Here is a 25,902-nt window from a genome sequence, read left to right on the forward strand (position 1 = left end):
GCCGATCGTGACGGAGTCGAGCTGTGGCTAATCGATCTCGCTGGGAGGATGTCAAGGCTGGCCGCGGCGAGCCTTCCCCGTCGACGCGAGCTGTCGTCGAGCAGGATCTTGCGTTGGGTCAGCTCATCCATGATCTGCGAGTGCAGGCGGGCCTGAGCCAGCGCGAGCTGGCCGAGCGCATGGGCACGACGCAATCGGTGATCTCGCGCCTTGAGGAAGGCGGGGGAGCACGCAACCGGATCGACACCCTTGCTCGCGTTGCGTCCGGGCTGAACCGGCACCTCGTGCTGTCGTTTCCGGCGGAACTGCCGAGCCGGCTCTACGATGCCGTCCAGGTCGCCTGAGTCGCCCGGTTCCCCATGGCTTCAGCCACCGATGCCTTTGGTACGATGAGCGCACCCCACCGGGGCTCGTTACCCCGGTCCGACGGCCCCGACTTCGGTCGGGGCTGTTTAGCGTTTAGGCCGCGAACGTCGTCAGGTCGTGGCTGAAGTGGGCCCGGACTGGGTTGAGCGAGCGCAGCGAACAGGAGAGTTCTGCTGATGCCGAGCACCAGGAAGTTCAGCGAATTGCGAGACGAGGCCCGACGCGATCCCGAGCGAGCCCGCCGAATCGACGAAGCCAAGCGGCGGGCGCTCTCGGAGTTGCGTCGATACGAATCGTCGACGTCCCCACGGCAGAGGGAGTAGCGCGAGCTGCGGATCGATGAGACCTATCGTCACGTCGCAGTATTTCCTTTAAATGGAATAAGCTTCTCAAGATATGGGAAAGACAGAGGCGCCGAAGTTGCTGCCGTTGCTGCGGTCACGCCAGCAGGGCGAGATTCTTGCTCTGCTGCTCGGCGATCCCGAGCTCGAAGCCAGCGTCACGGACATCGCAGCCATGGCGGGTGTTCCGATCAGCTCCGTGCACCGTGAGATCGAGCGAGCCGAAGCGGCCGGAATCGTCACGAGCCGCAAAATCGGCAACGTCCGGCTCGTGCGAGCCGACACCGACAGTCCCTACTACCGGGGGCTCGCCGACGTGCTGGTCAAGGCGTTCGGCCCGCCGCAAGTGCTCGCTGAGGTTCTTGAGGACATCGACGGCATTGAGGCCGCGTACATCTTTGGCTCGTGGGCAGCTTGCTGGACTGGGGAGGGAGCCAAACGTCCCGTCGCCGATATCGACGTCCTCGTGCTCGGCGCGCCTGATCGCGACCGGCTCTACGCAGCGCTCTCTGTTGCCGAGGAACGACTCGGCCGTCCGGTCGAGGACGCCATCCGCCCGGCCGACTGGATCGCCGAAGGAACAGACAGCTTCCACGCAACCGTCGTCAGTCGACCGCTGGTACCGATCAACCTCGGTCAGGACTGAACGGTTAGAGCTTGGCTGCGATGCGTTCGAGCGTGTTCCAGTTGCGGGCCGTGGCTGTCACGCCGAAGTGACGCTCGAGATGTGCGTACGTCAGGCGGAGCGCCTTGATGCCGTCGGGCGCCCAGACGTATGCCTCTGAGCCTTCGACGTGGAGGACTTCGGGGGTGTGGTCGGCCTCGGTGAGCTCACGCACGGCCCCGGGGCTCGGTTCGTCCGACAGGAAATTGACGAGGTAGCGCGACCCGTCATCGGCGAGGTGGCGGAGGGGATTGCGCTCGAGGATGGCCTCGATCTCGGCGGCGGTGCGGGCCACGCAGGCCACGTGGACGTCGAATTCGTCGGCCAGCAGCTGCTGGACGGATGCGGCCACGGCGGCGGCTACTGCGGACGGGCCCGGGGCATCGTCGGGCTGGTCGGCGGTGACGATGATGTTGCCGCTCTGGAGGATCGTGACGGGGTCGGCGTAGCCGGCGTCGACCAGCTTGGGGCGCAGCTCGGCCATGGGGACCCGGTTGTGCCCGCCCACGTTGATGCCTCTGGGCAGGACGACGCAGCGGGTGGTCATGGCTGGCGGCTCACTCGGGTCGCTTCGGCCATGACCGAACGGTAGGGCGACGGCGGCAGTCGGTGCCACGAACACATGTCACACCCCCCTTCTACGTTGACCGTCATGACCTCCGCCGTGGGAAGCCGACCAGCGACCGTCCGGCGTGGTCCGGACGGCCGCCCTGCGGGGAAGGCCTGCCTGGCGGAGATGCGTGCGCGGTTGGCGCTGCAGTGCGGTGGTGACGGTGGCGGTGACGTGGATGGCGGCGGTGGTGCTGTAGTTCGGTGCGCGGTCGATGCTGCGGTGGGGCCGCTGGTTGGTGGGGGTCCGTTGGTGGATGCGGCGGCGGTTCGGTCTGTGGGCGATGAGGATTTGGTGTGGTGCGCGCAGGCGGTGCAGCGCGCCATCAACGTGCTGGAGGGGTCACGCAGCGCGCTGGCTGCCGAAGCGGTACGGCGTCGGCTGCATGCCCGCCGCGGGGAGGCATCGGGGGCAGAAACGTTGGTGAACGCCACCGCGGTCAGCGGTGCGCTGGCGCGTCGGATCGAACGCGACGCTCAGGCTGTGAGCGCCCAGCCACCGGTTGCGGAAGCGCTGGGGCGCGGTGAAATCAACTCCGATCAAGCCGCGATGGTGGCCGCAGCAGAAGTGCCCGACGACGTGCGGCGCGAGCTGTGCAAGCAGGCGAGGAGCCAGACGGCTGATCAAACACGGCAGACCGTGCGTGCCGCAGAGGCGGCGTGGCGGCGCGAGAGCGACGCGCAGCGGCGGGCTCGCCAGCGCGCCGCGAGGTCGGCATCGATGTGGGTCGACCCGCACGACGGCATGTGGCACTTGCGTGCGAAGTTCGATGCGCTGACCGGCGACGCCGTCAACCGCCTGTTGGTGGCCGCGATCGAGCGGAACTGGCGCAGCGACAAGGACCTTCCTAAATCCCAGCGGCGCAGCGTCCCCCAGCGCGCCGCCGATGCGCTCGTGTGGCTGCTCACCGCCGCCGGCGCGCAGAGCGCTGATTGCGCGGAAGAAGGTGACGCGAGTTCTAGGAGCACCGGCAGCGCGGAACCAGCGCAGGGCGCGGACTCCGCTCGCGGTGACGCTTCGAGCCCCAGCTGGGCAGGGCATGCAGGTTCTGCGGCTCGAGATGCTGTGTCGGCCCCAGGTGATCTGGAAGCGGCACCCGCAGCCCGCGATAGGTCAACTGTCGCTGGCGTGGGCTCGGGTGACGACGGCTGGGTGATGCCGAATCCGACGCAGATGATCGTGCTCACCACCCTGGACAACCTGCGCGGCAGTTCCCCGCACAGCGCAACCGATCCCGAGTGCACATGCGCGGCGTCGAGACCTGCGAACGATCTGCTGGTGGTTCCGGGTGCTGCGGCGATTACCGAGACCGGCACGGTGCTCGGCGCGGCCGATCTGCGCAGGATCGCCTGCGACACCGGGGTCATACCGGTGGTGATGGGCGGCCCTGGCGAGGTGCTCGACGTGGGTCGTGCGAAACGCACCATCCCGCCAGCTATTCGCCGGGCGCTGATCGCCCGCGACCAAGGCTGCGTGTGGCCCGGCTGCGACCGGGCGCCGATCCACTGCGACGGGCACCACATCCAGCACTGGCTCGACGACGGCCCCACCAGCCTGGTGAATCTGGCGCTGCTGTGCCACAGCCACCACCAGCGGCTGCACGAGTACAACCTGGTGCTGCACCTGCCGACGGCGCCGGCACCCCCCGGCGAGGGCTGGACGGTCACACCAGCCCCGCCCCGCAAGCCCCGCACCCCAACGGGAGACCACGTCCGTCAGAACTGCTGATCTGCGGATCTCGTGCCCGCCCGCTTGCCGAACGTGCGCAGTTGCCTGGCGTTGCGGCGACGCTCGAACTTGCCGAGGTGAGTCTGAGGTGCCGCATGCGAGGAGTGCAGCGGGCTTTGACGAAGCACTGAGCGTCTGGGGACCGCCAAACTGTTCCACGCAGCGGAACGGATGAGACCAGCAAAGGGACGGACGATGAACGGACGGGTCAGCGACTCCACGGCACTGCGGGAGATCTACCGCCAGCCATCCAAGCTGGTGGCCAACAAGAACGTGCCGGCGATCGATGATGAGTCGGCCCGATTCCTGGCGATGTCGCCGTTGTGCGTGCTGGCCACCCATGGCCCGGGCGGGACCGACGCGTCGCCCCGTGGCGGGCCTCCCGGATTCGCCCGGGTGCTCGATGACGGCGCACGCTTGGCCTTCGGCGACCTCGCTGGCAACAACCGGCTCGACTCGTACACCAACTTTCTGGACAACCCCCAAGTGGGTCTCATCTTCTTCGTACCCGGAAGCGACCACACCGTGCGGGTGAACGGCACGGCATCGCTCACCACCGACTCCGACGTCTGTGCGGCGACAGCGGTGGGGGATCGGGTGCCCAAGACGGCCGTGGTCGTCGATGTCGACGAGTGCTTTCTCCACTGCGGCAAGGCGCTGATACGCGCCAACCTCTGGGACACGTCGACGTGGCCGGATGGCGAGGTGCCCACGGCGGGCGAGATCCTCGCCTCCCAGCACGAGCTGCAGGCCGAGCCAAGCGCCATCGACCAAAACCTCGAAGCGGGCTACGAAGCAACGCTGTGGTCCGACGCAGGTTGAAGGCGGGACTCAAGACCTGACGCAAGCCGCGCCGCCGGCGTGGATCAGCCGACGTGGCTCAGACTGTGCGAAGGGTTTCGGTATTGCCGTCCACGCTGAGGACTTGGCCCGATACATAGCGGGCGGCATCCGAGAGCAGCCAGCAACAGGCTTCACCGATGTCGGTGCCGGTGACGAGCGTGTGCATCGACACCTGTGCGGTGTAGCCGGCCTTGACCTCTTCGGCAGTGGTGCCGGCGGCGGCTGCCTCCCGCTCGATCACGCCGTCCATGCGCGGGCCTTCGACGGTGCCGGGGCAGACGGCGTTGACCCGGATGCCGCGCTCGCCGAGTTCCATGGCCCACGTCTCGGTGAGGCCCACCACCGCCCACTTCGAGGCGGCGTAGGGGCTCCGCAGCGGGTAGCCGAAGATGCCAGCGGTGGAAACGATGTTGACAATCGAGCCGCCCGCACCTAGCAGCGGCACCGCCGCCGCAGTGCAGCGGAACGTGCTGCCCACGTTCACCTTCACGCAGTGATCGAACGCTGCCGGATCGAGGTCTTCGACGCGGCCTGTCGGGCCGGCGATGCCGACGTTGTTGACCAGTCCGTCGATGCCACCCATCTGCTCGACGGCGGCTGCGAACAGCTGGGCCACATCGGCCTCGTCGGCGACGTCGTAGTGCCCGTCGACATCGGTGTCCCGGTCGATGTCGGCGCCGAACACCTTGGCCCCGTAGCCACGTGCCGTTTCCGCAATGGCAGCACCGATCCCGGCCCCCGCCCCGGTCACAACGATCCGCTTGCCCTCCAAGCGTTGATCGGCCGACATGTCGGAAAAGCGCTCTAGCTCGGGGTCGTCAATCTGACGCCTCGAGCATCCATCGGAAAGCGAACCGAGCCATGACGAGCACTGCTGCGCCGGTCAAGAACATGGCCAGCGCCAATGCGGGGCGATCACCGATCATTGTCGCGGCTACGGCGATCGGCACGATGGCGCCGACCAGCATGAGCAGGGTCGTCCAGAAACGAAAGGACGCCGACACAGGAAAACAGTAACTCTTGGGGCGGGACACTCCGTCCCTGCTTGACTGCCCCTACGGGGCTGCGATGTAACCGATAGCCGGGTCGTACGGCTGAGTCGGGGGACCCTTGAGCTCGACGGTATTGCCGTCGGGATCCTTGACGTACATCGACGGGCCGCGCCCGTCGGCGCCCCAGTTGTTGTAGAGGCGGCCGGCTTCGACGCTGTGGGCCGCGAAATGCGCACGCAAATCGGCTTCGTCGAATGGCTCGATCCGAACGCAGAAATGGTCGACGTTGTGCGCAGTCGGGCCTGGCGGCGGGCCACCCTCCTGCCCGAGCACGCCTGCCACGTCGACGAGATCGATGATGCAATCGCCGGCCCGCAACTGGTACAGACCGATCTCGTCGTTGATGTGCTCGACGCTGCAGCCCAGCACCGTCGTATAGAAGTCCATGCTCCGCTCGACGTCGACGACCCGCAGCACAATGTGGTCCAGCGATGTCAATCGGAACATCGGGCAACCTCCCGGCGCTCATCGGCCGCTGAAACTGGCACTGCCGACCACGCCAACCGCCGCCCGCAACTGCTCGCGACCGAGCGTACCGATGAGGCACAAGCAGCTTCGAACGCTGCTCAACGGATAGGTGGTGAGGGCAGAGTGAACCCTGCCGCGTCATAGGGTGGCCGCGTGCGGTTCCGCATCCTCGCCCGATCCATCACGGCGTTGTTTGCAACCACCCTGCTGGCAGCGGCTTGTGCCACTTCCGACACGAGCACGCCGCCGCCGAAGACCGATTCCGATTCAGAGGCACCGGCAGAAACGTCCGGCGGAGATTCTGACCAACGAGCCACGTCGGCAACGTCTGCCGATGTGACTGCTGACGCCTCGGGGACCACTGCTGACACGTCGGCAGGGGTCGCCAGCGAGGGTGAGAGCGGGAGCGATGTGGTTCTGGACCCACGTGAAACCGGCCAGCTGCGCAACTTCCTCGGCTACACGTTCCCTCCCGCACCCGAAGTGCAGACAGGCCCGCTGCAACGCGCCGCGCTCAACGACCTCAACATGATCTGGTCGGGCCTGCAGCGAGGCGGCATCAGCGGCGACGCCATTGCCCGGCTCGGCCAGACGGGCGACCCTCGACTCGGGTGGATCCTCTCCGACTTGCTCAGGTTCGTCCCCCCGGGCGAACTCACCGACGGGGCCATCTCGGCCTTCCAGTCGCTCACCGGCGTCAGGCTGGCCGACGACCCCGTCGCCCTGCGCAGCCCGTGGCAGTCGGTGACCGACCACCTGCTCGCCTGGGACCTGCCCGTCTTCGACGGCTACGCCGAATACAAGGAGCGGCTGTTCACGCTGGTCGAGCCCGGCTGGCAGCCGTTCTTCGACGACGCCGAATCCGACATCGACTGGCGGATCGTGAGCTGGGGCGGCGTGCTCATCGACAACCGCGAGCTCGGCGACGCCCGACTGTGTCCCCGAGGCTGCATCCCCGCGCTCGACAACCCCGGCGTCACCGACGCCGAGGGCGGTTCCTGGTACCCCGACGACGGCATCGTGTTCGCCGTTGTGCTCGGCGGGGAGGCCCGGGCGTACCCCCGCCACATCATGGAAATTCACGAGATGATCAACGACACGATCGGCGGGCGCCGCATCGGCATGCCGTACTGCACGCTGTGCGGGTCGGCCCAGGCGTACCTGACCGAGGAAGTGCCCGAGGGTGTGGCTACGCCGGTGCTGCGCACCTCGGGCCTGCTGTCACGGTCGAACAAGGTCATGTACGACCTGGTGACCAAGTCGGTGTTCAACACGTTCACTGGCAGGGCCATCTCGGGCCCGCTGCGCCGCGAGGGCGTCGTGCTGCCCCAGACCACCGTGGTCACCACGACCTGGGGTGAGTGGAAGGCCGCCCATCCCGACACGACGATCATCGCCCCCGACGGTGGGATCGGGCGCAGCTACCCGTTCAATCCGCTGGGCGGCCGTGACGACAACGGGCCGATCTTCCCGGTCGGCGACGTCGACGAGCGTCTCAGCGTGCACGACCAGGTCTTCGGCGTGGTGCTCGATGACGGCACGCCAGTCGCATTCCCCGTCGACGCGGCCGTGGCCGAGCTGGAAGCCGGCAGGACGGTGGAGCTCGGCGGCGTCACGCTGCAGCTCGACGGCGGCGGGGTGCGTGCAGTCGACGCCGCCGGCGAGCCGATCGAAGGCCACCAGTCGTTCTGGTTCGCCTGGAGCCAATTCATGGCCGACACGCTCCTGTGGGAGCCCTAGCGCAGGAGCAGGCTGCCGAGCGCGGTCATAGCGGCAGTCGCCGTCGCCTGCGGATCCCGCCACGCGACATGGCCGTCGGGCCGCACCAGCACGGCACCCTCCCGGCCGATGCCGTAGGCGGCTGCCAGCTCGCCGCCCGGATCGTTGAGATCGACCCCTAAGCGCAGCATGCGCAGCGTCGGGTGTGACTGACTGCTGCCGCAGTCGGTATGAGCCTCCGTGTCAACCGCCGCACCGACCTGGATGCCCTCAACCGCGGCCTCCGCCCCGTCACCGGCGGCGACTGCAGCGTCGCAATCGGCACCGCACAGCAGCACGAACTGCGTGTCGTACAGATCCAGCGTCGATGTCGCACCTTCCAGATCGATCGGCACATGGGGAGCGCGGTGTCCCGGCCGGGCCGTCGGCACATACTCGGATACCGGGTCCTCCACCTGCGGGGGCTCAGTGCCGTCAGGAATCAGGCACCCCTCGTCGTACCGCAGCCCCAAGTCCATCCCGAGCCAGTTGCCGTACTGCGTGGAAGCTCGCAGGGCCTCCCGCTTCTGCTCGACGGTCGCGGTGCCAGATTCGACCAACCGCCGGATCCGCCCCACGCTCCGGGAATTCTCACGAGACCGGTCAGCGTTGTACTGGGCGACCGGCGCCCGCTCGCTCTCGTAGGTGTCGAGCAACCCCTCGCCGGCCTGGCCGCCGGCCACCGCCGCGAACTTCCACGCCAGGTTGTGGGCGTCTTGCACCGCCGTGTTCATGCCGAAGCCACCCGTCGGCGGCAGCTGGTGCGCCGCATCGCCGATCAGGAACACCCGCCCGTCCCGGAACCGCTCAGCCACCGTCGAGGACATGACCCAGGGGATGACATCGGTGACCCGCAGGTCGAAGTCGTCGGGAAGATCCGGCCCGATCGAACGCCGGATCCACTCTGCCGCCACCTCGGTGCTGAAGTCCTCCGCCCGGTGCATCGACGGGTCGTAGTTGAGCTGGCACAGCCAACGGTTGTTGACGTCGATCTTCTGGAAGACATTGCGGGCCGGGCTTGTGGTCCAGTACAGGGCAGCGGGACGATGATCGGTCCACGGCCCCAGGTCGGCGTAGAACTGGCAGTTGATCATGGTGCCGAAGCTGGCGATGCCGTCCATCTCGATGTCGAGGCTTCGCCGCACGCTCGACGCCGCGCCGTCGGCACCGACCAGCCAGCGCGCCGTCAGGTGCCGCGTGCCCGATGGTCCGCGCACTTCGGCTGTCACCTGCTCGTCGCCCTGGGTCACCTCGACCAGCTCGGCGTCCCAGCAGATCTGCACCCCGTCCATGCCCGCCAGCCGGCGCAGCAGGATTTTGGGCTTCCCCCCAAATTTAGGAGGGTTTGGTCAGTGGTTGTTGGCTTGTTCGTAGTCGGTCGGGCTGGTCATGTCGAGGGTGCTGTGGAGCCGTCGTGTGTTGTACCAGTCGGTGATCCATCTGGCGATGTCTCGGCGGGCTTGGCGTCGGGTGGCCCAGTGTCGCTTGTGGATGAGTTCGTGGGTGAGGGTGGAGAAGAACGATTCGGCGGCTGCGTTGTCCAGGGCGCAGCCGACCCGCCCCGTGGAGCGGGTGATGCCGAGCCTGTCGCAGGCCCGGGCGAAGTCGCCGGCGGTGTACTGGGTGCCTTTGTCGGTGTGGAAGATCACCCCGGTCACGTCGCCGCCTCGGGTGGCGACGGCCATGTCGACGGCGGCCTGGGCGAGCTGGGCTGTGGGATAGGAGTTCGAGGTCGCGAACCCCACGATGCGCCTCGAGTACAGGTCCATGACCGCGGCGAGGTGCACTTTGCCCTCGCCGGTGGGGATCTCTTTGAAGTCCCCGACCCAGCGCCGGTCGGCCGCGTCGGCGGTGAAGTCGCGTCCGATCAGGTCCTCGGGGGCGGCGTCGCGGTCGTCTGTGCGGGAGCGGCGGCGCTTGGTGGGGCGTGCGACCAGGCCCTGGCGGGCCATGGAGGCCTCCACGGACTTCTTCGACACAGCCCGGCCCGCTCGTCGCAGCTGCACCCGGATCCTGGGGGACCCGTAGGTCCCTTCTGAGTCCTCGAAGCAGGCCAGCACCGCAGCGTCGAGCTCCGCCCGGCGGGCCTCGATGCCCGACGGGGACCCGTGCCGCCACCGGTAGAACCACGACTCGCTGACGTCCAGCGCCCGGCACGCGACCGCGTGAGGGATGCCGTGATCGGTCCTCTGGGAAGCCACAAACCGCGCCAGGGTCACTTTGTCGCCTCGTTCACCCACAGGACCACGGATCGTTTGAGCACGTCGCGCTCCATCTCCAGCTCAGCGCAACGGCGCCGAAGCCGAACCAACTCGGCCCGCTCGTCCGCGTCCAGCGCCCCCTCGCCGGCACCGCGCTCGGCCTTCACCCAGTTGCCCAGCGTGCCCGCGTGAATCCCAAGATCGCGGGCGACCACAGCGATCGGCTTGCCCGTCTCTGTCACGATCCTCACCGCACCAGCGCGGAACTCCGGATCGAACCTTCTTCGTGTCTCTGGCACAGCTCCCCTTTCCTCAAAGAGCATGCCTCCCAGATTCCGGGGGAAGCCCACTTTCCTCGATCCGGTCCTGCGACGTCAGCAGCCACGGCGCCGGCGACAGCTCCACGCCGTCCACGACCGGTTGCACCCCCGTGATCACACGGCCGATCTCGGTGCCCGCCAGCGTCTCGCAGTACACGAACTGCTCCGTCCACGGCAAAGGAAGGCTGGCGGCCTCGATCTCATCGAGCACATCCCACTGGCGCATCAGCTCGGCCGTTCGCACGTTGACCGACCGGGCGCGGGGATGAGGGTTGATGCCGCTGCGACGCTCCACGACGATCGAGTCGAGCCCGAGGCGCCCGAGCAGGATCGCCATCGACAGCCCCGCCGGCCCCGCACCCACGATGAGCACAGTGGTATCAGTCACGGGCGTTTTAGGGCAACAGCCCAGACAGCGTGGCCAAGGCTTCCCGCAGCTCGGCGTCGAGCTCGGAGTCGGACAGAACACCCGCTTCGGTATCGAAGTTCTCGCCGAACCGGGGGACGGCCAGGCTGGCCAGCACCTCGTTGCCGAAGTATCCGGCCAGGTGACCGGCGGTCCGCAGCACGAATCCGCCCCCGCCGCCGCCGGGCGACGTCGACAGCATCACAATCGGCTTGTCGTGGTACACCCGCATGTCGATCCGCGACGCCCAGTCGAAGACGTTCTTGAACGCAACCGTGTACGAGCCGTTGTGCTCGGCGAACGAGATCAGCAGCGCATCCGCCGCCCCGAGCGTGTCGTAGAAGTCGTGCGCCGCCTGCGGGATGCCAGCGGCCTCCTGCCGATCGATGCTGTAGATCGGCATCTCGAAGTCGTTCAGGTCGAGCGTGCTGATCTCCAGCGCACCGGCCGGCACGCCCTCGATCTCGCCGTCGGCAAGCAGCCCGATGGCGTAGTCGACAAGCTGACGGTTGATCGACTGGCTGCTGTTGGAGGCGGCAAAGGCCAAGAGTTTCATGATGTCTCCGCGTGGGCAGTGTGGCTGATGATCGCATCGATCAGGATCGGCCACAGCGGTTTCGGCAGGTCGTGGCCCATGTCGCCCACCATCAGCAGGTTGGCACCCGGCACGAGTTCGGCCGTGCGCTCACCGCCGTTCGGCATGATCAGCGGGTCGTCACGGCCGTGGATCACCAGCGTCGGCACGCCCAGCCGGCGCAGCGCCTCGACCCCGAGCGGCGAGCACCGCACGGCCGCCATCTGCCGGGGGAGGCCCTCCGGGTAGTACATGCGGTCGTACGAGGCGGCCACCATCTCGGACGCCTGGTCGGGGTCGAAGTGGCGGGGGCTGGCGCTGATCTTGCGAGAAGCGACGCTGGCCGCGATGTATCCCTCGCGGTCGGGCGGCGGCGGTGTTGTCAGCGCCGCCATGGCCTCGGGCGTGGCCTCGAAGTAGCCCGGCTCACGGGTCGTCGACATGATCGACGTCATCGACAGCACCCGGTCGGGGTGATCGATCGCCATCTGCTGCACGATCATCCCGCCCATCGACACCCCGGCGATGTGCGCCGCCCCGATGCCCAGATGGTCGAGCAACCCGGCGGCATCATCGGCGAAGTCGGACAGCGTGTACGGCACCGGCGGCATGGGCTCACCGGCGGCCGCAGCCTTCACGGCAGTCTTGCTCACCGCACCGAGGTCCACGTCGACACCGTCCAGGTGCGTCGACAGGCCGACGTCACGGTTGTCGAAGCTCACAACGAATCGCCCCCGCTCGGCGAGCTGCTCCCGGAAGCCGGGGTACCAACCCAGGATCTGCGACGAGTACCCGTTCACCAGCAGCAGCGCCGGGTCGGCCGGGTCGCCGTGGGTCTCGTAGTAGAGCTCGATCGCTGTCGCTTCATGGGTGTTGACGGTCGCATACGGCATCGTGGGTGCTGCTCCTGCTGGCGACGCGACGGGCAGCGCGTCGGCAGCGCCGAAGAGTCTGCCGCAAGAACTGCACGCGAGGGCCATCGCAGTACCCGCCACATCGCCGGATGCCGGCCAGCACCATTCAGGCCAGAGATACGTCCGTCAATGTCCTTTCGTGCGAGCCATGCCGCGCCCTATCGTTCGAGCCATGCGGCGCATGCACATCGGTTTGCAGGTCGACGACCTCGACGAGTCGATCGAGTTCTACACCCGGCTGTTCGGCTGCGAACCCACGATGCGGCGCGCCGACTACGCCAAGTGGATGCTCGACGATCCCCGGGTCAACTTCTCGCTCGACACCCACGGCGACGGGCCGGCCGGCTCGGCCCACTACGGCATCCAGGTGGAAACGCACGACGAGCTCACCGACCTGCGTTCCCATATCGATGCGGCCGCCCTGCCCCGGTCCGACCAGGACGACTTGGTGTGCGGCTACCAGCTCCAGCACAAGTCGTGGGTCACCGATCCCAACGGCCTGTGGTGGGAGGCCTTCTTCACCGAAGGTGTGGTGGACGAGGGCTACGGCACCGCCGAGATGCCCGATCCCGCCTAGCTGAACTACAGGTACACCGGCTGCGCTCGCCGCCGCCTCGGGCTGAGCGGGTTGGGCACGAACATCGGCACCGCAGCCTGGTAGCGGCTGTAGGCGGGATACCTCTCGCCCGAGATCTGCTCAGTGAGCCTCGTCGAGACAGCGAACAGCAGCAGCAGGATCACCCAGCCCAGCCCGGTCCAGTGCCACAGCCGGCCCGATGCCGAGATCGCGAACAGGTAGAACACGATCCACATGGCCTGCTCGCAGGTGCAGTTGGGATGGCGGCAGTAGCGGAACAGCCCCTCGGTGAGGAACGGCCGCTCCACCTCGGCACCCTCGGCCACGAGACGGGCCTTGTTCTGCTGGAACCGCCACACCTGCTGGTCGGCGATGGTCTCGAGTACCAGCAGCACCACGAACGCCACGATCGCGACGTAGTCCAGCCAGCCCAGCGGCACGTCGGCGTGCTGCCACGCCTGGTGCACCGGCGACGTGAACAGCCAGATGAGCGCCATCTGGCCGAACGACACGAAGAGCACGTTGAATGTCTGGAAGCCCACCTCGCCGATCTGCCAGCCGAGAACTCGCCGCTGGCTGATCTGCTCTCGGAGATAGCTCCAGCGATAATCCTCGCTGTCGCGCCGCCACCCACCCCGGCGGATGAGGTTGAAGGTGAGCCGTGCTCCCCACGCGCACGCCAGCGCCGTCATCACGGTGATCCGAGTCGAGCCGAGTCCCACGTCGGCGAGAACGATCCCGCAGTACAGCGCCGGCACGATCGACCACAGCCGGTCCACCCAGGAGGCGTCCCTCGTCAGCATCGACGCCATCCAGCTCAGCACCGCCACCGCAGCGCACACTCCCAGCGCGACGCCGTACGGCGTGCCCACGAGGGGATGGTCGATGGCTGCGTAGGCGATCCAGCCGGGCACGAAGGCCACGACGCCAACGATGGCGACTACGAGTGCCCTCAGGCGAACGCCGCGCACGAGAGCCTCTCGGGGTCTGCCGCTGCCGGTGCCGTCAGTTGCAGAGACCCTGCGCGCTGACGCCGCGATCGATGTAGCACATCAGGGTGCCTTCGACGTTGCGCAGCGTGAACGTTCCGTCGCTGTTGCGGGTGGCGAACACGCGCAGCCGGAAGCCGCGGATGGAATCGTCGGGCTGACCGACGATGTCCATCGTGACTTCGCTGAGTTCGCCGACTGTGGGCTCGCCAGCGATCCTCACACGCGATTCGGGTTCCTCCGATGCCACGGCGCCGGCGACAGCGCGTCCCAGTGCCGCCAGGTTCGCCGCGCTGGGTGCTTGGCCGAGGCGTGCCACGATCTCGGTGGTGGTGTCGACGGTCGCGCCCAGCGGCGTCACATAGTCGCCGCTGACCCAGCCGATCACGCCGGCCGCGTGCACTTCGTGCCAGAGCACCCCGGACACCTCTTGCCTCGTGCCGGTGGGAACGATGCCCGTGCCCATCGAGTCGAGCTTGGCCACGATCTGGCCGCCCGGCTCCTCGCGCACGTTGAGCGTGCTGTCGTAGCCGATGCCCACGACCGACAGCACCAAGCGCTGCTCGGCATCCTCGTCGGCTTCAGCCGCCGTCGTGGCGGTCACGACCTGCTGCGCGGATGTCGTCGTGGGCGCGGGCGGCAGCGTCTGGACCGTGCCGATAGTGGTGGTGGGAATCGGTGCCGGTTCGGTCGCTACAGGCGCCGACGTGACGGCGGTGGCCTCAGGCTGGTCATCGACCGCAGCGGCGCTGTCGTCGTCGGAGTCTCCGAGGGCGACCACCAACGCCGCGATCGCCACGATGAGCGCGAGCAGCGCGACGCCCAGCGGCAGCCGGTCCTTCAGCGCGATGAATCCCTCAGAAGGCGCGCGCTCCATGCCCTGGGGCTCCGGGAAATCAGTTGGACCGGTCATCGGTGTCCTTCGTGTAGCTCTCGGCGTCGAGGGGGGAGCCGAAGCGACGAGGACCGCCAGGACTGCCCTGTGCACCAGGCCAGCCAGCGATATCGACTCGCTTGGCATAGCGACGCACGAGTATCGAGAGTACGACCTTGCGGGTCGGCGGAAAGAGCATGATCAGCCCGGCAGCATCGGTCAGGAAGCCGGGTGTGAGCATGAACGCGCCGGCCAGCAGGATCAACAGCCCATTCATGAGTTCATTGCCGGGAATCTCGCCCTGTGCCAAGCGGGTGCGGATCTGGTTCAGCACGCCGAGCCCGGAGCGCCGCACCATCCAGGCACCCACGACGGACACCACGACCAGCAGCAGGATGGTCTGGCCGGCGCCGAGCCCACCTGCCACCTGCACGATCACGAACAGCTCCAGCAGCGGCACCGAGATGAGCACCAGGATCAGCACGGCCAGCACGCCGCCCACCCTACGGCTGCCCGCCGGGTCCGCTCCGTCACGTCCCGTCAGCGCCGGAGAGTCACGCTGCCGGATTAACGAGGCGCCCGACGAAGAGCACTGCTTGTGTCTCGCGGTGGATGATCGCCCACAGGAAGGGCCGATCGGCGACCACCGTCAGATCTGGCGGCGGGGGCATGGACTCGGCGAACGCCATGGCTGTTGCTGCGGCCGCTTCGGTGCCCTTCTCATCGACGATCACCTTGGCGCTGTGCAGCGCAGAGGTGATGAAGATGCCGGGCGCGATGCCGTCGAACGCTGCGCCGGCGCAGAACCCTTGCGGGCAGAGCCATTTGAAGAGATCGGCCGGCGGCAGCGTCTGCTCCCACTTCGGCATGGTGATCTTGACCGTGCCCGAAAGCGCATTGCTGGACAGCTCGGTCAGAGCCGCGGCGTCGAGCGATGCTTCAACGGGAGCGAGGCCGTCGGGAGCGTGGGGGACGATGAGCCACATGGCCAATTCGCTTCTGACATAGGGAAGTTCCACGGCATCGGCGTCGTCCATCAGGACGTAGCGGCGATCCACCGCTTCGTGATCGCGCATGAACGGCACGGTCACCGTCTGGCCAGAGTTGGTGGTGAACTCGCCGTCGCGGGTGAGGTCTGCCAGGAAGGGCTCCAGCCAGTTGGCCTTGAGGTAGACGGTGTTCACCAGGATCAGTTCCTGATCTTGGACTGTGGCTTGGTTGACGATGGCGGGGATGAGGCCGCGGGTGCGCCCTGACACCCAGTCGTTGATGACAGCGGCCGCCGAGTCGCCGTCGGCCGTGTCGACCGGTTGCATCGTCGCGCCGTAGTGCAAGGCGGCCGTCTCGAGGAACTCGGCCAGCGGCGAGAATTCGTCATCGGGGAAGAGACGGTTGGCTACTTCCACAGTGTTCGGCGCAACCGAAGCTTCGGCCAGCATGAGATCGACCGCGTTGGCAGCGCTGTGGCTGCCCTCCTCGGGGAACTCGAAGATGTCATCGAGCACTGCTGCGGAGTCGGCTGACGCGCCGGCCCGGCTCAGGCTGAAGGCGACGCCGATGCTCATCGGGCTGGACACTGCGTTGCCCTCGAGGTGCCGGTGGAATTCCCATCCCGCCGCGTTCACCCCCGCGACCCACTCAGCCGTCGGAGCACCGCGGTCAGCGGCCAAACGATCAGTGACCGGCTCGATGGCTGCGGGAACGACGGGCTCGGAAGCAGTTGCATCGGCAGTGGACAGCGCTGCGGGAGCGTCTCCTCCGTCGGCCGCGGGGTCACCGGCGTCCGTCGAGGTGCCGCAGGCCACAGCCATGATGCCGACCAGCACCAGCGACCCCATCAGTCGCATCCGCACCCTGCCCACCCTACGGCTGCCCGCCGGGTCCGCTCTGTCAGGCCCAGCGGCGGGATGGTCGAATACGCACGACGCCGCGCTGCGCGCGAGCCGTAAATTGTCGGGTCGCTGACGGGTCGAGAGGCTGCGCTGTGATCGGGTCCTACCTTGCTGGCGTGCCGTGCTGTCATGCCGTGCCGTCGTCGCCGTGGCAGGGGAGACCGAGCTGTGACTAGTCCGAACCTCGAACAGCGGATTCGCAGTGCTTGGATCGGCCGCATCAGCGGCTGCATGCTCGGCAAGCCCGTGGAACTGCTGTCGATGCGCCAAGGCCCCGCGGTACTGCAGGACTACCTCGCCCAGGCCGGCGCCCTGCCGCTGCGGAACTACGTCCCGCTTCTCCCGGGAGCGCCTTCGGCCGTCGAGCGCAACGCCGACGCCTGCAAGGACCGCCTGGTCGTGGCCGTGCCCGACGACGACATCAACTACACGGTGCTGTCGCTGATGCTGATCGAAGAACACGGCACCGGCTTCACCACCGAGGACGTGGCCCGGGCCTGGTTCCGCTTGCTGCCCGGCGGCCTCACCTTCACCGCCGAGCGGGCCGCCTACGCCGTGCTGATGGCCAAGGCTTCGACGCCATTCGCCTTCGGGCAGCCCGCCGGATTCAACCTCGACGAATGCAGTGACAACGAGTTCAACGACTGGATCGGGGCGCAGATCCGCGCCGACATGTACGGCTGGGTTGCGCCCGGCGATCCCGCGCTCGCAGCCGAACTCGCCGCCCGTGACGCCCGCCTGTCCCACCGGGGCGAGGGCGTGTACGGCGCCCAAGCCGTTGCAGCGATCGGTGCAGCCATCCCGTCGACCCCGTCCGTGCTGGCTGCGATCGAAGCCGCCATGGAATTGCTGCCGGCCGACTCGGCGTGCGTCGAAGCCATGGCGCTCGGCATCCGCTGCGCAACGGCCAACGACGGCCCGGACCCGATCCATGAGGCCTACGACGGCATGTCGCCGGTGCACACCGTGAACAACCTGGCATTGGTCACATGGGGCCTCCTTTCCGGCGAACACGACTTCTCGGCCGCCATAGGCGACACTGTCGCCGCGGGGTGTGACACCGACTGCAACGGCGCAACCGTGGGCGCCCTGTGGGGCCTGACCGGCCGCCCGATCCCGGCACATTGGCCCGACGCATGGAACGGCCGTGTGCAGGTCTCCCTCGCCGGCGTCGGCGAACTCGCTCTCGACGATCTCGTCGCCCGAACTGTCGCCGTCTGCGGTTGAGCGACTGTCTGCGGAGCTCGGCGCGCCTTGCGCGGCGCCCGTGCGACGCGCCTAGAGATCGAGTCCGATCGCCGCAATCGGCGTCGTCATCTGCATCTGCGGCGGCGAACCCATGAGCGGGCCGAACGCCGCCATGGCCTCCTGCATGGCAGGGGTCTGGCCGTGGTGCTGCATCGACTCAGCGTCGCTCATGAGAGCGAAGAACCAGAACTGGTTTCCCTCGCCCCGGTGGTACGAGTAGATCTCGACGCCCGGCTCACCCTTGGCGGCCTCGACCATCGAAGCCAGCACCGCCTCCATCTCGTCAGCCTTGCCGTCTTGACACGTAAAGCTGCCGATCACCGTTGCCTTGCCCATAGCTGTCGCTCCCGATGGTGGATTCGCCTCGGCGCTGTGCGCCGCGGCGGAATGCCTACCACGCTCGCAACTGGCCTGAAGCAACGGCGTCGCCTAACCGCCGGCCCATAGGGGAGGGGTGGGCATCGGGCCACGAGCCGCCTCGTACGCCGCTGCCAGCGACAGGGACAGGGTCTCGTCGCCGCCCCGGCACATGAACTGGATCGACGTCGGCAAGCCGCCCCCCGGTCCCGCCGGCGACACGCCCGTCGGCACGGTCGTCGAGCACAGTGCCAGGAAGTTGCCGGCCCGAGTGAACAGCGCCGGGGTATTCGTCTCGTCGGCCTCATCGACGGGCAGCGGCAGCATCGGCGTGGTGGGCGTCACCATCGCATCGAAGTCCTTGAACGCCTCGGCAAACTCGGCAAGGTCGACTCGCCGCTGCACCATCGCCGCGATGTACTCGCTGGCCGAGATGGCGGCGCCCGGCAGCACCCTGGCCCGCACCCGCTCGTCAACCTTCGAGCTTGGATCCTCCATCATCTCGCCGTAGCAGTGGTACGACTCGGCCGTCACGATCACGAAGCGGGTGTTCTTCATCTCCTCGAACGACGTCGGCGGGTCGAAGGGCACCACCTCGGCACCCAGCCCGACCAGCACCTTGAGCGCCGCGTCATAGGCGGCGAGCTGAGCAGCGTCCACACCCACTCGCTCGGCATCGCTCAGGCAGCCGATGCGCCGGCCGCCCAAACCGCCGTCGAGCGCTGCCTGCAGCGCCCCGTAACGACCTCCCCCGGCCAGCCAGTCACGTTCAACCTCGGCGGCAGGTGTGCCCAGCATGGCGTCGAACATCAGCGCCGCGTCCAGCACCGTTCGAGCCAGCGGCCCCGGCGTGTCCAGCGTGTGCGACAGGGGAACGATGCCGTCGATGGGCAGCAAGCCCTCGGTGGTCTTCAGCCGACGATCCCGCACAGCGCCGCCGGCAGCCGCACCGACCCGCCCGTGTCGGTGCCGACAGCACACGGCGCCATGCCCGCTGCCACTGCCGCGCCCGACCCAGACGACGAGCCGCCCGGCGTACGCAAGACATCCCGGTCCCACGGATTCCACGGCGTGCCCATGTGCTGGTTGGTGCCCCAGCCACCCATGGCGAACTCGACGGTCTTGGTCTTGCCCAGCAACACGCCGCCGGCCTCCAGCAGCCGGCGAGCAACCGTGCCCGTCGCTGGAGAGACCCGGTCGGCCCACTCGGCCGATCCCGCCGTGGTCACCCGGCCTTCCACGTCCACGATGTCCTTCAGGGCGAACGGCACACCCCAGAACGGCCCCACCGGCTCGCCCGCCGCCAGCGTCAGCGCCACCTCGGCAGCCTCGGCCGACGCCCGGGCCTCATCCGCGTACACCGCTTGCCAGGCCCCCACCCGCCCGTCCAGCGATGCAATCGCTGTCAGGCATTCCTCGGTGGCCTCCACCGGCGACCGAGATCCATCCCGGTAGCCCGCCGCCAGCTCAGCAATCGTCGCCGTCACAGTTCCCCCCGCCAGCCCGGTCTCATAGCAGCGAGCAGTCTCGCGCCTCGGCCAGTCCCTCTCACGCCCGGAAGCTGCCGCGCCGACCGCCGGGGTTCTCGCGCGGCCCGTAGTAGCCGAAGGTCCAACCCGGCATGTGCTCCCACTCGATGCGCCCGACCTCGACCGCATAGCGCTCGGCCGCAGCGATCAGCGCGTCCTCGGCGGCGTAGTCGAATGGATCCTGCAGCCGGGCCGCCACACCAGCATCGCTGGGAAGGTTCTCCGCCTGCCATCGCACGGTCCGCCGCAACCCGTCCTCGGGGTCGACCTTGTCTCGATAACCGAGCTGCTGGCGGATCTTCTCTGTGCTGAGAATCGAGTGCGCCGATGAGTGGTTGAGCAGGAACGGCCCGCCGGTCGCGGCCAGCTCACCCGGCACCGAGACGAGCTCGAACGGGTTGCCGAGCTCGTCGCCGATGATCTGCGCGATCTGCGCATACGTGAACTGCCGGTCGTCGCCCACGTTGTAGACCTCACCCGCCGACGCATCGATGTGATCCACCGCCAGCAGCACCGCTGAGGTGGCGTTCTCGACGAACGCCGACGTAGCGACGGTGAGCCCGCCGTCGGGCACGATGACCCGCCGCCGGCCGTCGAGCGCACGCTTGACCAGCGTCCACTCCCGCGGCAGCACCTGGTTGGGGCCGTAGATGTACGGGTACCGGAAGTGCGTCGCATCCGGATGCAGCGAGAATGTCAGCTCCTCCGACTCGGCCATCTTGAGCGGCTTGGGCCCCGAGCGCTCATCGCCGACCAGCAGATCGTCCTCGTTCGTCGGCACCGCCATCCCTTCGGGAAACTCGACAGCAGGCTCGGCGTACCCGCTGTACACCGGCACGCCGCCGATGGAGATGAGACGGGGCGTCCGGCCGACGAGCACTTTGACGATCGACCGCAACCGGCCGTACATCGCAAACACCACATCGAAGTTGCGGCCCTCGATCGACGAGCGGAACGCATCCTCGTCGAAGGGATCGGTGTGGATGTGCTCGAGATGGTCGGGAATGGTGTCGACCTCGTGGCGCCCGGTGTGCAGGATCGTCACGGTGTGACCGCGATCGACCAGACCGTTCACAATGTGGGGCCCGGTCGGCCCCGTCCCCCCAATAACGAGGATGTCCATCCCGTCAGCTTGGCCCACCAGCGCAAACGACGCTCAGTCCCGGCGCACCTCGGGCGGCGTCGGTACGGCCCGGGTCAGCCAGCACGCCGCCGTCCCATCGCGCCGCAAGCCGCACGCATGCTCCCAGCCGACGGAGACCGCGGCGAACGGACCCTCGGGAACGATCATGTCGGCCTCGGTCACATCGCCCCAGCACCGCACAGAACCGTTGGTCCGCACCCCGCAGCCATAGTCCTGGCTCAGCGACACTTCCAGATAGCTGCCCGCTGGCGGTTCCGCCTGGCCCGAATCGTTGCGACCCCAGCACGTCAGCTCACCGTCGAGCCCGATGGCACAGGCGGTGGCCCATCCCGCTGCGACGCCGAGGAATTCCTTGTCCGGCACCCGAGTCTGCCCAAAGCCATTGTCACCCCAGCACTGGACGGTCCTGTCAAGCCCCGTAGCGCACGAGAAATGACCCCCTGCGGACACCTCGACGAATGTGCCTGACGGCGAGTCGAGCTGGCCGTAGCGATCGTCACCCCAGCAGGTCAAGGTTGCATCTGAGCGAAGCCCACAAGCGTGTTCTAGACCGGCGGACACTGTGTCGAAGACACCACCAGGCGGCTTGCTGGCGCCGTAGTTGCTGTAGCCCCAGCACCTGAGAGCGCCGTCGGTCCGCGCCCCACACGAGTACAGGGCGCCGGCGGACACATGCCAGTAGACGCCTGCCGCCGCCGACGCACGACCCCACAAGTCCGCGCCCCAGCACACGACTTGTTCATTCGAGCGGATTCCGCATGAGTGACCGCTGCCCGCGGAAACCTGGTTGAAGGTGCCGGCTGGTGCGTCGATCACGTCGTCTAGGTCGTGACCCCAGCAGGTGAGTACGTCTTCAGTTGTGACGCCACAGGTCTGCAAGTTGCCCGCTGACACCGACCGGAAGGATCCCGCCGGCGGGTCGGCCTCGCCAGCCTGGTCCGATCCCCAGCAAGCGATGGTGCCGGTGACCCGCAGTGCACAAGATGTCAGCGCTCCTGCCGATACCGCGGAGAAGCTGCCGCTGGGCGCATCGGTGCGGCCTGGACCGTTGTAGCCCCAGCAGATCAGCTTGGCGTCGCTGCGCACCCCGCAGCTGTGGACGTTGCCCGCGGAGACATCCAAGAACCTGCCTGCAGGCGGTTCAGCCCGTCCCGAGTTGTTCAAGCCCCAGCACGCGAGCGTGTCGTCAGAGCGCACACCGCACGCGTGATACGAGCCGGCTGACACGTGGGTGAATTTGCCCGGGGGAGGCTCAGCCTGCCCGAACCGGTTGTTGCCCCAGCACCTCAACGTGCCGTCGATCTGCTGACCACACGTGAAGCCATCGCCGGCGGACACCCTCGTGAAGTCGCCGGACGGCGGCTCGGACTCCCGGTCAATGTTGCGACCCCAGCAGGCGAGAGCGAAGTCGTAGCGGATGGCACACGAGTGATTGCCGCCGACCGAGATGTCCACAAACTCGCCAGCGGGCGGTTCGGCTTGGCCATGAGTGTTGCGGCCCCAGCAGGTGAGCGAGTAGTCGCCGCGGACCGCGCAGGTGTGCAGGCCGCTGGTCGAGACCCACTCGAACCACTCGACGGGAGCGGCTGCCGTGCCGTCGCCTGCTCGGTCTGCTGCTGCAGAGTCATCGGCCGCGCCGTCCGAGTCGTCCGCAGGCTGGTCCGCGGTTGTCGGAGGCGGCGCAGTGGTGCCGGTCGGCGTGTCGCTCGAAATCCCATCGGCCGTGGTGGTTGCGGCGGGAGCGAGAGCAGCCGAGGAGGTCGTGGCGGGAGCCGGAGCTGTTGTGGCCAATGCAGCGGTCTCGACGCTGTCGATCTCAGCATCGTCGTCGTCGGTCCCGCCACCGAACAGCCACATCGAAGCAAGGAGAATGACGGCGACCAAGACCACGAGCGCGCCAAGCAGCTGGATCCAGCTCACTCCTGTTCCGTCTGCGTCGTCGTCCACGCTGCCGATCGTACGACTGGGCGACGGGTTGAGGCGGTGGGTTAGGTTCGACGTTGGCGCGGCGCATTGACGAGGGGGCTTGCGATGGTCGGAGAACTGGACGGGCATGAGCTCGACAAGATGCGGGGATTGACATTCCTGTGGGTGGTGCTGCTGGGCGGCGGCCTTGCGCTGATGTTCGGTTTGACGCAATGGGGCCTGCTCGACGACGTTCCGATAAGCGAGAGCGCGGCCATCGCCGTGGGCACCAACAACGGCATCGGGATCGTCGCGTTCGGCGGGTGGAACGCCATCGGCATCGTGGCCATCGGAGGTGCGAACTCCATCGGGATCATCTCGATCGGCGGTCTCAACAGCATCGGGGTGATCTCGTTCGGGGGTCTGAACTCGGTGGGCTTCCTCGCCCACGGCGGCGTCGGTGCCTTCGGTGCTCGCAGCACACGGTTCCTCGCGTGGTCGCCGCTCAAGATGCGCGGCAGCAAGCCCTGCTGAATGGACGTGCATCTGCCCGCAGACGGCTCGCTTGGCCGACACCTCACCGGAGCACTTGGTTGCGATGACTGCTCGGCAGTGCCGTTCAGGGCGTAAGCGGTGACGGCGGTCGAGTCGGGAGCGCCGCAGGGACCGTTGGCGGGCATCCGCGTAGTGGAGATCGCCACGTTCATCGCAGCGCCCGGCGGTGCGCACCTGCTGGCGTCGCAGGGTGCCGACGTCATCAAGGTGGAGGACCTGGTGGTCGGCGACCCGCTGCGCATGTTCGGGTCGAGCCGGGGCGGCATGTCGGGCTGGTTCGCCAACCTCAACGCCGGCAAGCGTTCGCTCGCCATGGACATCGCCTCGCCCGAGGGACGCGAGCTCATGGCCGACCTGCTCGCCACCGCCGACGTGTTCGTGCAGGCGTACCGCCCCGGCGTGGCCGAGCGGCTCGGCATCGGCGAGGCGGACGTGCGCAAGCGCAACCCCGAGGTCATCTACGTCTCGATCAGCGGTTTCGGCCGTGATGGGCCGTATTCGAAACGCCCCGCCTACGACGCCGTCATCCAGGGTTGGTCGGGCATTGCCGCCGTGCAGGGCGGCGACGGCGAGCCGCAGTTCGTCAAGAGCTTCATCCCCGACAAGGTCACCTCGCTGACGTGGACTCAGGCGGTGTGCGCGGCGCTGTTCGCCCGCGAGCGCACCGGCCGCGGCGAGCACGTAGAGCTCTCGCTGCTCGACTCGGCGGTCAGCTTCATGTGGCCCGACGCGATGATGGACCACACGGTGCTGGCCGACGACGCCGACCACCGCCCCAACGTGCTGGCCGGCTACCGCTTGCTGGCCTGTCGGGACGGCTACGTGGCGGTCATGCCGCTGACTGATGCCCACTGGAAGGGCGTGGCCGATGCGTTCGACCGGCCCGACCTGCTCACCGATCCTCGCTTCGCCGAAGCGGGGCCGCGAGCGGCGCATTTTGCCGAAATGCTCGACACGCTCGGCGAGGTGGTGGCCGATGTGGCCCGCGATGACGTTGTGGACTGGCTGGTTGCCGCCGACGTGCCGGTGGCACCGGCGCTGCGCCCCGAAGAGGTGGCCGCCGATCCGCAGGTGCAGCACACAGGCGTGGTGCGAGAAGTCGACCACCCCATCGTCGGCCGGATCCGCCAGCACCGCCCCGCTGCACTGTTCGCAGGCGACACGCCCGAGCTGGGCCCCGCCGTCGAGCGCGGTGCCGACACAGATCAGATTCTCGCTGAGCTCGGCAAGACCTCCGACGCCATCGCCGAGCTGCGTGCCGCCGGAGTCGTGCGTTAGGAATAGTGAGATGACGGTCACCGACGCACCAGGCGCTGCCGCTTCGGGCGATCCGACCCCCGGTGTACGCATTGACGAGCACGCAGGCGCAGTGCTGGCCGAGCACGCCGCTTGGAACGAGGAGCACCGCCGCCTGTCCGAGCATTCCCTCTCGGCGCTGCGCGACTCGGGAGCGCTGCGGCTGCTGGTGCCCGAACGGGTCGGCGGCGACGAGCTCACCCTTGCCGACATGGTGGCCAATGTGCGCGAGGCCGCCCTCTACGACGGTGCCGCGGCCTGGGTGCTGATGGTGCTGGTCGGCCACAGCTGGATGCTCGGCTCGATGAGCGAAGACCTCCAAGACGAGGTGTACGGGGCCGACCTCGACACGATCGTGCCGGGCTCGCTGGCCCCGGTCGGCTCGGCCACCGAGTGCGAAGGCGGCTGGCTCGTCGACGGGCGCTGGCCCTTTACCAGCGGGGCTGTTTGGGGCGATTGGTTCCTGCTGGGTTCCCAAGTGCTCGAGCCGGGCGAGCGACCCCGCCTGATCCACGTGGTGATGCCCCGCTCCGACATCGAAGTCGACGACAACTGGTATGCGATCGGCCTGCGGGGCACCGGCTCGTGCGATGTCACCGCCGAGCAGGCCTTCGTGCCCACCCACCGCATGCTCGACTCCGGCGAACTGCTCGGCGCCCGTTCGCCGTGGTCAGCCCGCCACCGTACGTCGCTGTACCACACGCCCGTCCTGCCTGGGCTGGCAGTGCATGTCGCGGCGACCGCGCTCGGGCTCGCACGGGCCGGGCTCGACGATGCCGCCGACCGCTTCGGCGTCCAGGACGATCGTTACATGGGCACCGCCAAGTCGCGCCGGCCGGGGCTGCACATGCGCCTCGCCGAGGCCAACGCCGAGGTGCGCTCCGCCGAGATGCTCATCGACGACACGATCGGCCTGCTCCGCCGGGCCGCCGAAGGAGACGACTCCAAGGCGCTGCGGGCCCACGCCAAGTACCAGGGCAGCTACGCCATCGAGCTGTGCCGCCGGGCGCTCGACCGGGTCACCACAGCCGCCGGCGGGCGGGCCGTGTTCGACGGCAGCCGCCTGCAGCAGGCCTTCCGGGACGTGACGATGGCCTCCCAGCACCAGGTCGCCGATCTCGACACGGTCGGCGAGGCCTACGGCCGCACCCGACTCGGCATGGACCCCGGCCCCCACCCGCTGTAGCCCGGACCCGGACGAGGCTTTGCGAATCGGCGGCGCCCTGCTCGCGTCGGCATTGTCGGCACTCCAGCAGGCCCCCTGGTTGAGGTCTTCGAAGAGCGAAGCCGT

Annotated in this window: 27 protein-coding genes and 1 pseudogene; 10 read left to right on the forward strand and 18 right to left on the reverse strand. The window is 68.1% G+C overall.

Annotated features, from left to right (window positions below):
• Positions 1–23: 23 nt before the first annotated feature.
• Both ACOQPE_RS06995 and ACOQPE_RS07000 read left to right on the forward strand, forming a co-directional pair.
• On the forward strand, positions 24–344 hold the full coding sequence (locus ACOQPE_RS06995; RefSeq protein WP_420611108.1) for a helix-turn-helix domain-containing protein: 321 nt from the start codon (positions 24–26) through the stop codon (positions 342–344).
• Between the two features lie 418 nt (positions 345–762).
• Entirely contained in the window at positions 763–1,353 is a 591-nt protein-coding gene (locus tag ACOQPE_RS07000; RefSeq protein ID WP_420611109.1) for an ArsR family transcriptional regulator, read from the forward strand.
• 4 nt (positions 1,354–1,357) lie between these two features.
• On the opposite strand, the gene ACOQPE_RS07005 is transcribed toward ACOQPE_RS07000, so the two are convergent.
• Entirely contained in the window at positions 1,358–1,918 is a 561-nt protein-coding gene (locus ACOQPE_RS07005; RefSeq protein WP_420611110.1) for a DUF1697 domain-containing protein, read from the reverse strand.
• Positions 1,919–2,257: 339 nt separating this feature from the next.
• Here ACOQPE_RS07005 and ACOQPE_RS07010 point away from each other — a divergent pair, with 339 nt between their 5' ends.
• Together ACOQPE_RS07010 and ACOQPE_RS07015 are read left to right on the forward strand one after the other, a co-directional pair.
• A complete protein-coding gene (locus ACOQPE_RS07010) occupies positions 2,258–3,709 on the forward strand; it encodes a hypothetical protein (RefSeq protein WP_420611111.1) in 1,452 nt (483 codons plus the stop codon).
• Positions 3,710–3,904: 195 nt separating this feature from the next.
• Complete coding sequence (locus ACOQPE_RS07015) at positions 3,905–4,531, forward strand: MSMEG_1061 family FMN-dependent PPOX-type flavoprotein (protein ID WP_420611112.1); 627 nt, start codon at positions 3,905–3,907, stop codon at positions 4,529–4,531.
• Positions 4,532–4,589: 58 nt separating this feature from the next.
• Here ACOQPE_RS07015 and ACOQPE_RS07020 read toward each other — a convergent pair whose 3' ends face one another.
• From ACOQPE_RS07020 to ACOQPE_RS07030, 3 genes are read right to left on the reverse strand one after another with little or no spacing between them, the layout of a single operon-like run.
• Complete coding sequence (locus ACOQPE_RS07020) at positions 4,590–5,342, reverse strand: SDR family oxidoreductase (protein WP_420611113.1); 753 nt, start codon at positions 5,340–5,342, stop codon at positions 4,590–4,592.
• 28 nt (positions 5,343–5,370) lie between these two features.
• Entirely contained in the window at positions 5,371–5,556 is a 186-nt protein-coding gene (locus ACOQPE_RS07025) for a hypothetical protein (RefSeq protein WP_419854619.1), read from the reverse strand.
• Between the two features lie 51 nt (positions 5,557–5,607).
• Entirely contained in the window at positions 5,608–6,051 is a 444-nt protein-coding gene (locus tag ACOQPE_RS07030; RefSeq protein ID WP_420611114.1) for a VOC family protein, read from the reverse strand.
• 174 nt (positions 6,052–6,225) lie between these two features.
• On the opposite strand from ACOQPE_RS07030, the gene ACOQPE_RS07035 reads away from it, so the two are divergent.
• Positions 6,226–7,812: a DUF3179 domain-containing (seleno)protein gene (locus ACOQPE_RS07035; protein ID WP_420611115.1), complete on the forward strand. Its 1,587-nt coding sequence runs from the start codon at positions 6,226–6,228 to the stop codon at positions 7,810–7,812.
• Here ACOQPE_RS07035 and ACOQPE_RS07040 read toward each other — a convergent pair.
• Genes ACOQPE_RS07040 through ACOQPE_RS07065 form a run of 6 tightly spaced genes read right to left on the reverse strand, consistent with a single transcriptional unit; the run spans position 7,809 to position 12,224 of the window.
• Positions 7,809–9,146, reverse strand: a complete 1,338-nt coding sequence (locus ACOQPE_RS07040) for an FAD-dependent monooxygenase (protein ID WP_420611370.1) — start codon at positions 9,144–9,146, stop codon at positions 7,809–7,811. The genes ACOQPE_RS07035 and ACOQPE_RS07040 overlap by 4 nt on opposite strands.
• A 33-nt stretch (positions 9,147–9,179) precedes the next feature.
• Entirely contained in the window at positions 9,180–10,049 is an 870-nt protein-coding gene (locus ACOQPE_RS07045) for an IS3 family transposase (RefSeq protein WP_420610885.1), read from the reverse strand.
• Entirely contained in the window at positions 10,046–10,354 is a 309-nt protein-coding gene (locus ACOQPE_RS07050) for a transposase (protein WP_420609181.1), read from the reverse strand. Before ACOQPE_RS07050 ends, ACOQPE_RS07045 begins: the two co-directional genes overlap by 4 nt.
• A complete protein-coding gene (locus ACOQPE_RS07055) occupies positions 10,344–10,739 on the reverse strand; it encodes an FAD-dependent monooxygenase (protein WP_420611116.1) in 396 nt (131 codons plus the stop codon). The genes ACOQPE_RS07050 and ACOQPE_RS07055 overlap by 11 nt, the downstream gene beginning before the upstream one ends.
• A 7-nt stretch (positions 10,740–10,746) precedes the next feature.
• Positions 10,747–11,313 (reverse strand): NADPH-dependent FMN reductase, encoded by a 567-nt coding sequence (locus ACOQPE_RS07060; protein ID WP_420611117.1) that lies wholly within the window; start codon positions 11,311–11,313, stop codon positions 10,747–10,749.
• Positions 11,310–12,224 carry an alpha/beta fold hydrolase gene (locus ACOQPE_RS07065; protein WP_420611118.1) on the reverse strand — a complete coding sequence of 305 codons (915 nt, stop codon included), beginning with the start codon at positions 12,222–12,224 and terminating at the stop codon, positions 11,310–11,312. The genes ACOQPE_RS07060 and ACOQPE_RS07065 overlap by 4 nt, the downstream gene beginning before the upstream one ends.
• 193 nt (positions 12,225–12,417) lie before the next feature.
• Here ACOQPE_RS07065 and ACOQPE_RS07070 point away from each other — a divergent pair, with 193 nt between their 5' ends.
• On the forward strand, positions 12,418–12,822 hold the full coding sequence (locus ACOQPE_RS07070; RefSeq protein ID WP_419917317.1) for a VOC family protein: 405 nt from the start codon (positions 12,418–12,420) through the stop codon (positions 12,820–12,822).
• Between the two features lie 5 nt (positions 12,823–12,827).
• Here the strand turns inward: ACOQPE_RS07070 and ACOQPE_RS07075 are convergent, their stop codons facing one another.
• The 4 genes from ACOQPE_RS07075 to ACOQPE_RS07090 all read right to left on the reverse strand — a co-directional run bounded on the left by ACOQPE_RS07075 (position 12,828) and on the right by ACOQPE_RS07090 (position 16,532).
• A complete protein-coding gene (locus ACOQPE_RS07075; RefSeq protein WP_420611119.1) occupies positions 12,828–13,745 on the reverse strand; it encodes a DUF1295 domain-containing protein in 918 nt (305 codons plus the stop codon).
• A gap of 82 nt (positions 13,746–13,827) precedes the next feature.
• A complete protein-coding gene (locus ACOQPE_RS07080; RefSeq protein WP_420611120.1) occupies positions 13,828–14,724 on the reverse strand; it encodes a hypothetical protein in 897 nt (298 codons plus the stop codon).
• Positions 14,708–15,178 (reverse strand): FxsA family protein, encoded by a 471-nt coding sequence (locus tag ACOQPE_RS07085; RefSeq protein WP_420611121.1) that lies wholly within the window; start codon positions 15,176–15,178, stop codon positions 14,708–14,710. The genes ACOQPE_RS07080 and ACOQPE_RS07085 overlap by 17 nt, the downstream gene beginning before the upstream one ends.
• 61 nt (positions 15,179–15,239) lie before the next feature.
• Entirely contained in the window at positions 15,240–16,532 is a 1,293-nt protein-coding gene (locus ACOQPE_RS07090) for a serpin family protein (RefSeq protein WP_420611371.1), read from the reverse strand.
• 213 nt (positions 16,533–16,745) lie between these two features.
• On the opposite strand from ACOQPE_RS07090, the gene ACOQPE_RS07095 reads away from it, so the two are divergent.
• The gene (locus ACOQPE_RS07095; protein WP_420611122.1) at positions 16,746–17,804 is read left to right on the forward strand and encodes an ADP-ribosylglycohydrolase family protein; all 1,059 of its coding nucleotides are present in this window, start codon (positions 16,746–16,748) and stop codon (positions 17,802–17,804) included.
• A 51-nt stretch (positions 17,805–17,855) separates the two neighbouring features.
• On the opposite strand, the gene ACOQPE_RS07100 is transcribed toward ACOQPE_RS07095, so the two are convergent.
• The 4 genes and pseudogenes from ACOQPE_RS07100 to ACOQPE_RS07115 form a co-directional block, all read right to left on the reverse strand.
• Positions 17,856–18,161 carry a putative quinol monooxygenase gene (locus tag ACOQPE_RS07100; RefSeq protein ID WP_323672276.1) on the reverse strand — a complete coding sequence of 102 codons (306 nt, stop codon included), beginning with the start codon at positions 18,159–18,161 and terminating at the stop codon, positions 17,856–17,858.
• A gap of 93 nt (positions 18,162–18,254) precedes the next feature.
• A pseudogene (locus ACOQPE_RS07105) lies at positions 18,255–19,840 on the reverse strand (amidase).
• Positions 19,731–20,834, reverse strand: coding sequence for an epimerase (locus ACOQPE_RS07110; RefSeq protein WP_420611123.1), 1,104 nt, complete (start codon positions 20,832–20,834; stop codon positions 19,731–19,733). The pseudogene ACOQPE_RS07105 and the gene ACOQPE_RS07110 overlap by 110 nt, the downstream one beginning before the upstream one ends.
• Before the next feature lie 33 nt (positions 20,835–20,867).
• Entirely contained in the window at positions 20,868–22,802 is a 1,935-nt protein-coding gene (locus ACOQPE_RS07115) for a hypothetical protein (RefSeq protein WP_420611124.1), read from the reverse strand.
• Between the two features lie 84 nt (positions 22,803–22,886).
• Between ACOQPE_RS07115 and ACOQPE_RS07120 the strand changes: the two genes are divergently transcribed.
• The 3 genes from ACOQPE_RS07120 (at position 22,887) to ACOQPE_RS07130 (ending at position 25,797) form a co-directional block, all read left to right on the forward strand.
• On the forward strand, positions 22,887–23,294 hold the full coding sequence (locus tag ACOQPE_RS07120; protein WP_420611125.1) for a hypothetical protein: 408 nt from the start codon (positions 22,887–22,889) through the stop codon (positions 23,292–23,294).
• Between the two features lie 99 nt (positions 23,295–23,393).
• Positions 23,394–24,593 carry a CaiB/BaiF CoA transferase family protein gene (locus tag ACOQPE_RS07125; RefSeq protein WP_420611126.1) on the forward strand — a complete coding sequence of 400 codons (1,200 nt, stop codon included), beginning with the start codon at positions 23,394–23,396 and terminating at the stop codon, positions 24,591–24,593.
• Positions 24,594–24,603: 10 nt separating this feature from the next.
• Positions 24,604–25,797 (forward strand): acyl-CoA dehydrogenase family protein, encoded by a 1,194-nt coding sequence (locus ACOQPE_RS07130; protein WP_420611127.1) that lies wholly within the window; start codon positions 24,604–24,606, stop codon positions 25,795–25,797.
• Positions 25,798–25,902 lie beyond the last annotated feature (105 nt).

Origin of the sequence: Candidatus Poriferisodalis sp. (assembly GCF_965219595.1) — a bacterium.
Classification (GTDB): Bacteria; Actinomycetota; Acidimicrobiia; order Acidimicrobiales; family Poriferisodalaceae; genus Poriferisodalis.